This window comes from Mesorhizobium sp. M7A.F.Ca.US.005.03.1.1 (genome assembly GCF_003997975.1).
Taxonomy (GTDB): domain Bacteria; phylum Pseudomonadota; class Alphaproteobacteria; order Rhizobiales; family Rhizobiaceae; genus Mesorhizobium; species Mesorhizobium ciceri.
In genome coordinates, this window is record NZ_RZRO01000138.1 from 1 (window position 1) to 12,527 (window position 12,527).

The window sequence follows — 12,527 nt, forward strand, 5'->3', positions numbered from 1 at the left end:
GACAGCCCAAGGCAACGCTGCGGCGCATCTCGGGTGTCCAGCCATTCGGCCACGAACGGCCGCAGTTTTTCACGCGGTGTGCGCGCGACTGCGGCGGACAGGCTCGACAGGCCGGCCTCACCGAGGCTCGCCGCGGCGTCGATCGCAATCGCTACCAGATCAGCATCGCCCCAATGCAATGCCAGCGTGCCAAGTGCGAAAAGCTCGCCCGGCTCGGCATAGTCTGTGAAACGGGCCCGGGCCGCATCCCAGCCGGCCTTGCCGGCAGCCATGAGCCCTTCGATGTTCGCGTCGAGACGCTGGTCGATGCGGCCGATGTCCGTCTCCTCGAGAATCGAACCATCGATTTCGCGGCGGCGGCGAAGCCAGAGGAAAGCGGCATCTTCGGCATGTTGATCCACGATGGCGGCGATGGTCGCGACGGGGTGCATCGGCAATACCTCAATTGAGATGCACGGCCCCGCCGCGGATACGGTTGGTCCCGCTGGCCTGGCTCGTCAACTGGCTGCCGCGAATGGTCACGCGGCCATTCTTTTCTAGAATGATCGACGCCAGGCCGCAGCGCAGTTCTATGCGCTCGTCTCCGGTGATGACGACACGGTCGCCTTCGCGAGCGACTTTCAACCCCCTGTTCTTGTGCGCCGGATCGACGATGCGTCCAACGACCAGCGGCCGCGTGGGATCACCCTCCTCGAACAGAAGGGCCAGTTCTGAACCGATCGCCGAAATGTCCAGTTCAGTCAGGCTGCGCGCCGCAATCGCCGTCTCGCGCGGATTGCCAACGAAGACGACAAGCGGCGCCCCGCCCTCGAAACCAATCAGCAGGCCGATCACTACGCCATCGATACGATCCAGCACTGCCATGATGACGCCCTCAGTTGTTGTTGATGGTGCTTCCCTTGACGATCACGTCGCCGTCCGCCTTGACGGTAATCTTGCCGCTGCCCTTGAGCGTTATGTCCTTGCCGTCGGCAACAATGGTGCCGTCCTTTTTCATTGTGATCGACGCCGAGCCGCATCTGAGTGTGATCGAGTCACCCGCCTCGATTACCAGGTTCTTGCCGACCTTGATCGAGCTGTCGTCCGCAATCTGGATTCCGCTGCCCTTGCCGACCTTGAGCGCGTGCCCGCCTCCGACATCGGTTGCGTCGTCAGCGCCGATTTTTGCCGACCTGCCTTTGCCGATTTGCGACGACTGCGCGCCGCCGATGGTGAAACTCTGGTCCGCGCCGATTTTCACGCTCTGCGCGGCGGCGATTGTCCAATTGTCCGCCGCTCCGATGGTGTGAGTCTGTCCGGCCCCCACCGTCATCGAGCGCGATGCGCCGATCTCATTCGTCTGGACGGCGCCAACGCTTCGGGTTTCCGCTGCGCCCACTGAATCCACTCGCGCCGCGCCCACGGTAATCGTCTGGATCAACCCGACGGTCTGCGTGTGATTGGACCCGATCGTCTCCATCGAGTTCGCCCCGACGCCGATCGTCTCGTTCGAGCCAACCGTCAGCGAGCGGTTGACGCCCACCGTCTCGGTATCGTTCTTGCCGATGTTGGTGGTCTGGTCGACGCGGACCTTGACCGTCTTGTTGTTGCCGACGTCCTCGTCGAGGTTGTGGCCGACGGAGTGCTTGGCGTCGTGGTCGATGCGGTCGGACTGGTCGTGCTGCACCAGCTTGGTGCGGTCGTGCTTGACCAGAAGGTTATGGTCCTTCTGCGCCTGGAAATTGACCAGTTCGGAGCCGGCCTTGTCCTCGAACATCAGCTCGTTATAGCCGCCACCGCCTTTGGAGGAGTCGGACTTCCAGCCCGATTGCGTGGCGCTGCCCGGCAGCCCGTAGGGCGGCATCTGCGAGGCGTTGTAGACCCGGCCGGTGATGATCGGCAGGTCCGGGTCGCCTTCGATGAAGTCGACGATCACCTCCTGGCCGATGCGCGGGATCTGGATGAAGCCCCAGCCGCTGCCGGCCCAGGTCTGCGACACTCGCACGAAACAGGAGCTGTTCTGGTCGTTCTTGCCCAGACGGTCCCAATGGAACTGCACCTTCACCCGCGCATATTTGTCGGTGAATATTTCTTCGCCGGACGGGCCGACCACCGTCGCCGTCTGCGGCCCGCGCATGATCGGCCGTGGCGTGATCCGTGGTGGACGATAGGGCAAGGCGGTCGGCGCCAGGCCGAGGATCACCTTGAAGTTCTCGCTGTCGACGTCAGCATGGGCTCTGTAGCCTGGATCAAACAGTCTGTATTCGGCGCTGACCACCAGATACTCCTGATTCTGGTCCTCGCGCGGAAAGCTATCCAGCTTGAACGTGCAGCCCGAATAGAGGCCGCGCACGGTGCCGACGGCGGCGATGCGCTGGTGGACGGCCTGGATTTCCTCACGCCGGATCGCGGCCAGGCTGTCTCCCCGGCCCGTTTCGAGATGCGCGCCGGGCTGGCGGTAGTTCTCGCCCGCTGCCTCCTTGTGGCTGAACGGCTGGGCCGACTTGGCCATGAGATCGGCGCCCGGCTTCGTGAAATCATAGTCGGTGTGGGCATACGCGCCTGGGCGCACCGAACTGCCCGGTATCCATTCAGTGATGTATTCGACATCGCGCCGCGAACCCTGACCTTCAAAGTTATAGAGCACTTTCTCGTAGCCCGGCGCAGGCTTCAGCTTGCTCATCGCATCGGCCAGGACAAGCGTGTGCTTGCCGTCATCATGCTCGAAGAAATACAGGATGCCTTCATGCTCCAGCAGCCGCTGCACGAAATCCAGATCGGGTTCGTCGTACTGCACGCAATATTCGCGCGGGGGATAGGACCCTTGCAGGCGCAGATCGAATTCCGCGATACCGTATTTCTTGAAGATGTCCTTGACGATGTCGAGGACGCTCTTGTTCTGGAAAATACGGCAATCGGTGGTGTTGCCGAGAAACCAGAGCCACGGCCTGATGACCGCCTCATAGTAGGCCAGCCGATCTTCCAGCCGGGTGAGCCGGAACTCGGAGACGATGCCGCTGAACCAGCGTTTCGGATCAGATTCAGCTTCGATCGAGAGCGGCCCGCCCAGCATCTTCAACGGATCGATATCGGAGTCGGTGCTCACGAATCCGACCGTATAGGCAAAACAACGGCTGATCTCATCGCGTCCGACAAGATGCGTGAAGGTCAACAGCTCGGAGCCAACCGGTGTCCGGACAACGGTGGCACGTTCATTGGGCATGGGTCGAGCCCCCTCCTGGACGCGGCCGCCAATGTGATGGATTTGAAGTTCCCGCTATATTAACAGCATTCCGTTCAGGAACTTCTTAAATCCGCCACGCCAGGCCATGTTGAGCCTACCACATGTTTTCCTGCTGGCCAAAGAGGACATGGGGCGACAGAAACCCAAACCGTATCGCGGTTGGTCGGATTCACGCGCTGCACCTTCAGGTCTTGTTTCATGCAATGTCGTTTTCTCAAACGGAGGGCACTTTTGGGCGACATGCATTAACCAGCCGGTTCATCGGCTTGAAACGCTTCTGTCCTGTTTTACCCGCAAGCTGCTAGAATGGCGGAGTACCGATCAACGATCGACGGCGATCTCGGATGCACATCAGTCTGGAAATCAACAATGTCGACGCCTTGCCCGCTGGTACCTCGACCAGCTACGCGGCGCGTGATCGCGGCTTCGAAATCGGACGCGATGCTTGCGACTGGACCTTGCCGGATCCCGACAAGTTCATCTCGGGCCGCCACTGCGAGGTTCGCTACGAGGCGGGCGCGTTCTGGCTGCACGACATCTCGCGCAATGGGACTTTCATCAACGGATCGAGCCAGCGCATGACCGGGCCACACCGGCTTGGCCATGGCGACCGGATACTGATCGGCCGTTATGTCATCTTGGTATCGATCGACGAAGAGCGCGCCACGGCGGGCTACCCCAGCTACAAATCCGAGCAGCGAGACATGCCGCCCGCGACAGGCCGACCGCTGGAATTTAAACATGCACCTTTCTTCGATCCCGCGCAGCAACGGCCCGGGCAGCGCATTCCGCCGCACTCCCCACCCCTACCTTCGACCAGAGACGAGGTCTTGCGGGAGATCGCGATCGGAGCCGGCATTTCGCCGGAATTGCTTCAATTACGCGACCCGCATGAAGTTGCCGCCGAAATCGGCGCGGTCCTGCGGGCGGTGGTCGAGGAACTGACGTTGCTGCTGAAAGCACGTGCGGCCGCGAAAATGCTGGCCAAGAGCACACAACGAACGATGATCAGCGCCGCCGACAACAATCCGCTGAAGTTCGTTCCAGGAACCGACGAAATCCTCGAAATCATGTTCGCCCGTCGCAGGGCCGGCTATCTTGATGCCAGGCGCAGTATCGAGGACGCATTCCGCGATCTGAAGACGCACGAATTCGCCACCTATGCCGCCATGCAAGCTGCGCTCTCCCGACTGCTTGACGACCTGTCGCCCGAGGCGATCGGCAGGAAACTCCCGCCTACGTCGTTCACATCGAAGAAGGGGCAGGCCTGGGACGCCTATGTCGCGACATGGCGGACCATGGAGGAGGCACATGAAAACGGCATGCTGGACATCTTCCTGGCGTATTTCAGCGAGGCCTACGCCAAAGCCGACAAGCAAAAATAGGCGATCCAGGAAACGCCTGGCAGGGCAATCAGAAAAGTCCTCCGACGCCCGGCATCCGGTTCCAATAAACAATTTCTGAGATTACAATCGCGTACGACAGTTCGCCAAGCGGGTAAGACTCATTGACCTGGGGGTCTGCGGCAATGTCATGCTACGGCGGGACAGGATTTTCTGGCCAATCCTTCTGCGGACACTGCCGCGGCCGACCGGAGCTGCCCCTTTACCCGACCAGAAACCGTCTTGCGCCTGTCTCGCCCAATCGCGGGTGTCCCGCCTGCACGGGTGATCGGCGATGAGCTCGAAGGACGACCCCTTCGGTCCGGCGGGCAAGACCGTCATTCGCGCAAATCCACGGCGCACGCAAAAACCGCCGCCGGTTCCGGAGCAATCCATCGCGGACACCTCCAGGATCGAGGATTCAACCGTGTTCGATCCTGGCGTCGTGCGGCCACCGGGCTGGGTATCAGGAACCGTCATCTATCAAGGCCCGGCCCTGGGTGCCCCAGCAGGTACCAGCTCTTCGGCCGCCGCATCAAAGCCGCCCATCGAGCAGCGCATGCTGCTCGGCGCCGCCGAGGTGGTCAGATACTGCGCGGCAAACACTATTCTCGCTGCGGCCGCTCCTTTGCTGATGCTGTTTGGGCAACTCAGGCTGATGCCTGTCGAAAGACAGGCGGAGCCACTGGCGCAACATGTCGCTGAGGCCATCGAAAAATTCGACCGGACGGTGGAGAAATCGGACGTTGCCGAAGAGGATGCGCGGATTGCGCGTTATGTTCTGTGCGAAACAGCCGACGATCTCATCGGCAACCTGCCTTGGCCTGGGAAAGACGACTGGTCGCAACGCAGCATGTCGTGGCAGTTCTTTCATACCCAGTCCTCCGGCACAGGCTTCTACGAAGCACTGAACAAGATCCTGGCCCATCCCGAGACACATTACGATCTGCTCGAACTGATGCATGTCTGTCTGTCGCTGGGGTTCGAGGGCCAGTATCGCGGCGTGAGGCGCGAAGACAACAATCTCGAGCGCGTTCGACGCGACGTCTACGAGACGCTTCGCTACTTCAGGACGCGTGCGGGTGAAGACATCTCGCCGCGCTGGCAGGGCTTGGCCGAGACGATGGCGCAGTCCTCGGCCCGCCTGCCGCTTTGGGTGGTTGCCGCGTCAGCGTCGGCGCTGCTGGCGGCAGCGTTCTTCGCATTGCGGGTCTTCATCTCCAATGAAGGCGACGCCGCCGCAGGTGAATTGCTGGCACTCAACCCATCAATACCCGTCGCTATCGAGCGCGCCAGCGTGGCGCCGCTGGTCGAGCCAGCCAAAGTCGCCCCACCGGCGGCCAACGCTCAGATCGATCGTATTCGTGCGGCGCTGGCCAAGGACGTCGAAGGCGGCGGACTGGCCATTGGCACCAAGGGCGACTTCATCGTCGTGGAAATCAACAATCTGCTGCTGTTCCAGTCCGGCAGGGCCGAGACGAAGCCGGAATTTCAGCCCATCGCCGCCGACATCGCCGCGGCTCTTGAGCACGAGCCTGGACCGATCCGGATCGTCGGCCACACGGATAATGTCAAACCGCGTCGGTCGAGCGCCTTCAAATCCAACTTCGACCTTTCGCTGGCCCGGGCCAAAGCCGTCGAAGCGCTGATGGCCGCGAAATTCAGCGATCCCTCGCGACTGACGGTGGACGGCAAGGGCGAGGACGAACCGATCGCCGAAAACGCGACGCCGGAAGGCCGCGCCAGGAACCGCCGTGTCGATGTGATGATCCCCAGGGAGGAGACATTGTGACGACCTGCTGGAAGCATCCATGACGCGTTGGCTGCTGCGGATATTCAGCATGACCGCGCTGATCGGCTTCGCGACGGCCATATGGTTTGCCGGCCCCTTGATCCGCTTTGCCGATAGCCGGCCGCTCGGGCCTGCCTGGCTGCGTGCAACGATCATCGGTGTAATCGTGGCGACGCTGGCGCTTGTTCACGGGCTGCGTTTCTGGCAGGGGAGGAAGGCGCAAAAAGCGCTCGAAACCGTCGTTGCGCACAATGATGACCGCGATGATGACGATGGGCGGCTGCTCGAAGCCCGCATGAATGAGGCCTTGGCGGCGCTCAAAGGGTCGAGCGGCAAGCGCAACTTCCTCTACGACGTCCCCTGGTACGTCGTCATAGGCCCGCCGGGTGCCGGCAAGACAACGGCACTGGTCAATTCGGGGCTGAATTTTCCGCTTGCCGGTTCAGGAGACGCCCAACCGGTGGCCGGCATTGGCGGAACACGTGCCTGCGACTGGTGGTTTACCGACCAGGCCGTGTTGATCGACACCGCAGGTCGCTACACGACGCAGGATTCCAATGCTGAGAGCGACAAGAAGAGCTGGCTCTCCTTCCTGTCACTGCTCAAGAAGCACCGCGCCCGGCAACCGATAAACGGCGTCATCCTGGCCATCAGCCTTGCCGATCTGATGAGCTTCGACGACCGGCAGCTAGATACCCACGTCGCCGAGATACGCAACCGGCTGAGGGAAATCCACGAGACGCTGAAAGTTCAGTTTCCAGTCTATCTGATTTTCACCAAGGCCGATCTTGTCTCCGGTTTCATGGACTACTTCGGCGGTTTCGACGAGTCACGAAGGCGCAAGGTGTGGGGCGCGACATTCCAGACCGCGGAGCGCGACAGGAACATGGCCGCTGGAGCCCCTGCCGAATTCGATGCGCTGGCAAAACGACTGGCCGACGAGATGGCCGACCGCCTCCAGGAAGAGACTGATCCCGTCACGCGCATCTCCATCTTCGGTTTTCCGGCACAGTTCGGCGCACTAAAGGGCCGAGTTACCAGCTTTGTCGCCGCTCTGTTCAATCCCGGACGCAGCCAGGTGAATGTCAGCCTGCGTGGATTGTATTTTTCGTCCGGCACGCAAGAGGGCACGCCTATCGATCAGGTGCTGGGCGCGATCGGGCGCAATTTCGGTGGCAATTCCCGCCCTCACCTTTCTGGAACCGGCAAAAGCTTCTTTTTGCATGATCTGCTGACGGACGTCATTTTTGCCGAATCGGGCTGGGTTTCGTATGACAAATCGGCTGCAAGGCGTGCGGCGATCGTCAGATTTGGTGGCCTGGGTGCCATAACGCTGATCGCCGCCGCCGCACTGGGTACGCTCGCCCTGAGCTTTGCTTCCAACCGGTCGCTGATCGCCTCCACAACGCTGGCCATGGGCCAGTATCGCGAGACGGCGGCCCCGTTGCTCAAGGCCAGCACGGTCACCGATGTCGACCTTGAAAACGTCATCGGCCCGCTTGACCAGTTGCGCGATCTGCCGGCCGGGTATGAAACCGGTGACTTGCCGACACCGTTAGAGGAGACGTTCGGCCTCAGCCAGAGGGAGAGACTTCTTTCGGCATCCAAAACAGCCTATCGGCAGGCGCTGGAGCGACTGCTCCGATCGCGCCTGTTGATCCAGGCCGAGCGGACGATCCAGGCCAAGATGGCCGATCCCGTCGCCCTCTACGAACCGTTGAAAATCTATCTGATGCTTGGCGGCAAGGCACCGAAGGTCGATGACGCTTTGATCGTTTCGTGGATGAAGCGGGACTGGGAGCAGAACCGATATCCGGGCGAAAACAATCGCGAAGGACGCGAGCAGCTCCAAAAGCACCTGCGCGCCATGCTGGCATTGGACGACGCCTATGATCCGGTCTTCGAACTCAACCAGCCGCTTGTCGAAGCCGCTCAACGTTCACTCGGGCGTATGAGCCTTGCCGATCGCGCTTCGGCCTTGATCAAGTCGGCTATATACGCAGCGGTGCTGGACGATTTTTCACTGTCTCAGAAAGGCGGGCCGGAAGCGCAGCTGCTGTTCGAGCGCATCGATGGCGGCGATCTGTCAGGGCTTCGTATTCCCGGCATCTATACTCATTCCGGCTTCAACACCTTCTATCTCCGGCAACTGTCGCGCATTGCGCAGATGCTTGTCGACGAGCAGTGGGTTCTCGGGGGCGGCGGCGAACAAGGCGATATCAACCAGCAATTGCTCAAGCTCGGCCCCGAACTTCTTGATCGCTACGGCAAGGAGTTCGCGGCCGCGTGGAACGGCGTTCTCGGCCAGTTGAAATTCAAGGCGATGCTGACGGACAAGCCGCACTACATCGCACTTTCGGCCGCTGCCTCCCCAAGCTCACCGATGAATCAGCTCTTTGCGGCAATCGCCGATGAAACAGCTCTGACGCGGGACTCAGGTGACGGCCCCGATCCCGGCACCGAGATCGAAGGCACGGCCCAGAACCCGCCGCGCAACCCCGCGGATCTGGCCAAGGGCCTGGCCCGCATCGGCATAACAATCGCCAGCGGCAAATCGCAAAGCCGCGCCGGCACCGGGGCCGCCGACGCACGGAACTTCAGTCCAGGAGCAAACATCGAAGCGCAATTCAGACCATTCCAGGCCCTGGTGAACGGCCCTGCCGGACATCGCCCGATCGATGCTCTGACCCAAAACTTCAGCGATATCTATCAGAGCCTGCAACTGGCGGCCGAAGTTCCTTCGCAGACGGAACGCGTCAATTCGAACCTGCAGCTGCAGATAGCCACGCTTCGCGCCAATGTCTCGCGCCTGCCCAAGCAACTCGGCCGGATGGTCAACGCGACGGCGGATGAGTTCGAAGGCAACGTTGCCGAAACCTCGGTGACCAACTTGAATCAGATACTTGACCAGACGGTCACAGCCCCTTGTGAAGCCGCAATCAGCGGCCGTTATCCCTTCGCCCGCGACGCCACCGAGGATGTTGCGATGGCAGATTTCGCCAAATTGTTCGCCCCTGGCGGCTTGCTGGACCGGTTCTTCGCACAAAATCTAGCATCGCTGATCGACATGACCAGCCAGGACTGGACTTGGAAACAGGATGCGCGATTTGGACGCGACCTGTCGAAATCGACCCTGAAAGACTTCCAGCTTGCGGCGGAAATCCGCAGCGCCTTCTTCCCATCGGGCGGTTCGTTGCCTTCGGTCAGCATCACTTTCACACCGTTCTCACTGAATAGCGATGTCGATACGGCGATACTCGATGCCGAAGGCCAGATCGTCTGGAGCAATCAGACGGGCAACGCGCCGAGCGCGGTCACCTGGCCGGGCGAGGCAGCTTCCGCGTCCGCCAGCCTAAGCTTGACGCCGGAGATGCCAGGCCGCGAATCCGCCATCAAGTTCGAAGGGCCCTGGGCGCTGAAACGACTTCTGGACAAGGCTGCCGTCACCGGCGACGGCAGCAACATGCAAGCGCGCTTCGTGATCGGCGGACGCGACGTTACTTATGCTCTCCAGACAGGCTCAGGCTCCAACCCCTTCTTCCTCCCGGCCCTGTCCGGATTCAGCTGTCCCAAGGCGTTTTGAACAGGGTTCATCTGCTGAACATGGCGTCGGTCCGCTGACCACGGCGTTCAAAGCCTGGTTTTCCTTAGTTTTCGATACTTTAATGTTCGAGCCTGTGGCAAAGTGGCGCCAGCGAGCGTCCAAAGGTGCGCCGCAGAAGGACGCTTGAAAAGCGCTTGGTGGCAAATTGAATACTGTCGCCCTTTCCGTTGAGAGCTTCGGCGTGAGCCACAAAGGCTGTGTCCGTGAGCTCAATGAAGACAGCTATCTGGTCGAGCCACAAACTGGCGTCTGGGTGGTAGCCGACGGAATGGGTGGACATGACGCCGGAGAGGTCGCTTCCGCCAGTATCGTCGATCATCTGTCAACAATCGGCATTGCGAGCTCAGCTCCCGATCTTCGCGCCCGCTTCGAGGACAGGCTGGGCCGGGCCAATGCCGAGATCCGAGGCATATCTGAATCCCGCGGCATAACCATCGGTTCCACCGTTGCCGCCCTGCTGGCGATGGACGGGCGGTTTGCCTGCCTGTGGGCGGGTGACAGCCGCGTCTATCTTGTCCGCAACGCCTCGATCTCGCAGATCTCGAGAGACCACACCGAAGTTCAGGAGCTCATCGACCGCGGTATCATCAGCGCAGCCGAAGCACGCACGTGGCCGCGCCGCAATGTCATCACGCAAGCGATCGGCGTCAGCGACGAGATTGTCATCGATTTCCAGCAGGGAGAAATCATGCCGGGGGATATTTTTGTGTTGAGCACGGATGGTCTGACGGCGCATGTCACCGACGCCGAGATCGAGGCGGCGACGGTGTCGGCGACACCTCAGGCAGCCTGCGAGAACCTGCTCGACATGGTGCTGGCGCGCGGCGCAACGGATAACGTCACGATCGTCCTCGTAAAGATAGGACACGAGCGCGATGGCCAATTGCCTCCTCCATATCTGCATAGAGCGAAGGCCTGAGGTTGATGGGCTCCGACGACAAGACGCGCATATCGGGGGGCATGGCCAACACCGTCGTAGGCACGCAACTCAGCGGCATCTACGAGCTCGACGAACGCATCGCATTCGGTGGCATGGGCGAGGTTTACCGTGGTCATAATATCCAGACCGGTGACCATGTCGCGATCAAGATCGTCTTGCCCGAGTTCGCCCGTGACCAGACGATCTTGTCGCTGTTTCGCAAGGAGGCATTGATCCTCAATCACCTGTCGCATGACGCGGTCGTGCGCTACCACGTCTTCACGATCGATCCCGGGATCGGCCGTCCCTACCTTGCCATGGAATTCGTCGACGGTGAGTCGCTGTTCGACATCATGCGGCGTGGCGCGATGCCGGCGGCTGATGTGCGCAAGCTCTGCCACCGCCTCGCCTCCGGCCTGAGCGCCGTGCACCAGGCGGGAGCAATACACCGCGACCTCTCGCCCGATAACATCATCTTGCCGGGAGGCCGGGTCGACCGCGCGAAGATCATAGATTTCGGTATCGCCCGGTCGGCGAGTGTCGGCGGTGAGACCCTGATCGGCGGAAAGTTTGCGGGAAAATACAACTATGTTTCACCCGAACAGCTCGGGCTCTACAGCGGCGATGTCAGTGAGCAATCCGATATCTACAGCCTGGGGCTGGTGCTGGTTGCCGCCTTGCGCGGCAAGCCAATCGATATGAGCGGATCGCAATTCGAGGTCATCGAAAAGCGCCGGACCGTGCCTGATCTCACCGACATCGACGATGATTTTCGTGACATCGTTGAACCCATGCTGCAACCGGATCCGCAGGACCGACCGGTTAGCATGGCGGAAATCGCCAGGATGACGCGTGACGAAAACGAGGAGACAACCCCGCCGGCGTCCATCACACCCCGCGATCGGTCGGCTTTGCCGCGAACCTTTAAATCCGGCAGCAAAACCCAGGCACGATCACACAATGTTGAGAGGCACGACGACGCAGCCGCAGCGGGCCCAGGCGGACAGCCCTTCGTAGAGCACGTGCGGCCCGCGCATTTGTTCGAACGGCCGCCTCCGGCGCCGATGCCGCGCGAGGCCACGGCGCGTTTGCCTGGAAGGTCCACAAAGACCCGAACCCTGGCGATCGCTGGCTTGGCGATGCTGGCTGTGGCCTCCGGCGCGGGCCTTTACCTGGGCGGCTTCATGACGCCTGCCACACCGACTGCCGGCAAGACATCGCTTTTGCCACCGGAGCCGTCCAAGCTCCCGCCCGGCCTGTCAAAGCCGCCCCTGGCGGACTCTGCCGCCCCTGAGCCGGCAAAGGCAGTTTCGCCCGTGCAGGCCAGCGGACAGGCGGCTGAAAATCCGGCAGATACGTTGGGGGTTCAAAAGCCGGAGCCTACCAAGCCCGCCGAAGTCCCCTCGCAGAACGACGTCGTCGCGAAGTCACCCGCAACGGACGCCAGGCCGCCACCCGAAAAGGCATCGCCGCCAATCCAGCCGGATACGATGACCAGCGACAGTCAAACGTTGGCCGCTTCCAGTGAGACAACCGCCCCGACGCCGCCGGTAGAGAAAGCCTCGACGCTGCCGCCCGCTGAGCCCAAGGTTGGCGAGAGCCAAAAG

Annotated in this window: 8 protein-coding genes; 5 read left to right on the top strand and 3 right to left on the bottom strand. The window is 61.3% G+C overall.

Annotation, left to right across the window (positions count from 1 at the left end; all coding sequences use genetic code 11):
• The 3 genes from EN990_RS32620 to tssI form a co-directional block, all read right to left on the bottom strand.
• A partial coding sequence (locus tag EN990_RS32620; protein ID WP_206526366.1) for a hypothetical protein occupies positions 1–431 on the bottom strand: 431 nt, incomplete at its 3' end.
• A 10-nt stretch (positions 432–441) separates the two neighbouring features.
• Positions 442–867 (bottom strand): DUF6484 domain-containing protein, encoded by a 426-nt coding sequence (locus EN990_RS32625; protein WP_127388526.1) that lies wholly within the window; start codon positions 865–867, stop codon positions 442–444.
• 7 nt (positions 868–874) lie between these two features.
• Complete coding sequence (tssI, locus tag EN990_RS32630) at positions 875–3,202, bottom strand: type VI secretion system tip protein TssI/VgrG (RefSeq protein ID WP_063173924.1); 2,328 nt, start codon at positions 3,200–3,202, stop codon at positions 875–877.
• A gap of 365 nt (positions 3,203–3,567) precedes the next feature.
• Here tssI and tagH point away from each other — a divergent pair, with 365 nt between their 5' ends.
• From tagH to EN990_RS32655, 5 genes are all read left to right on the top strand, one after another.
• Positions 3,568–4,608 carry a type VI secretion system-associated FHA domain protein TagH gene (gene tagH, locus EN990_RS32635; protein WP_127369861.1) on the top strand — a complete coding sequence of 347 codons (1,041 nt, stop codon included), beginning with the start codon at positions 3,568–3,570 and terminating at the stop codon, positions 4,606–4,608.
• A gap of 292 nt (positions 4,609–4,900) precedes the next feature.
• Positions 4,901–6,397: a type VI secretion system protein TssL, long form gene (gene tssL, locus EN990_RS32640; RefSeq protein WP_013525288.1), complete on the top strand. Its 1,497-nt coding sequence runs from the start codon at positions 4,901–4,903 to the stop codon at positions 6,395–6,397.
• Positions 6,398–6,416: 19 nt separating this feature from the next.
• The gene (gene tssM, locus EN990_RS32645; protein ID WP_127388527.1) at positions 6,417–9,980 is read left to right on the top strand and encodes a type VI secretion system membrane subunit TssM; all 3,564 of its coding nucleotides are present in this window, start codon (positions 6,417–6,419) and stop codon (positions 9,978–9,980) included.
• Between the two features lie 166 nt (positions 9,981–10,146).
• Positions 10,147–10,920: a protein phosphatase 2C domain-containing protein gene (locus EN990_RS32650; protein WP_013525286.1), complete on the top strand. Its 774-nt coding sequence runs from the start codon at positions 10,147–10,149 to the stop codon at positions 10,918–10,920.
• A 5-nt stretch (positions 10,921–10,925) separates the two neighbouring features.
• The coding region (locus EN990_RS32655; protein ID WP_164766200.1) for a serine/threonine-protein kinase at positions 10,926–12,527 on the top strand (1,602 nt) is incomplete at its 3' end.

What these genes read in the sequence shown, in the direction of transcription:
- tssI (WP_063173924.1), bottom strand. Translation starts at nt 3,202, where the DNA reads ATGCCCAATGAACGTGCCACCGTTGTCCGGACACCGGTTGGCTCCGAG.
- tagH (WP_127369861.1), top strand. Translation starts at nt 3,568, where the DNA reads ATGCACATCAGTCTGGAAATCAACAATGTCGACGCCTTGCCCGCTGGT.
- tssL (WP_013525288.1), top strand. Translation starts at nt 4,901, where the DNA reads ATGAGCTCGAAGGACGACCCCTTCGGTCCGGCGGGCAAGACCGTCATT.
- tssM (WP_127388527.1), top strand. Translation starts at nt 6,417, where the DNA reads ATGACGCGTTGGCTGCTGCGGATATTCAGCATGACCGCGCTGATCGGC.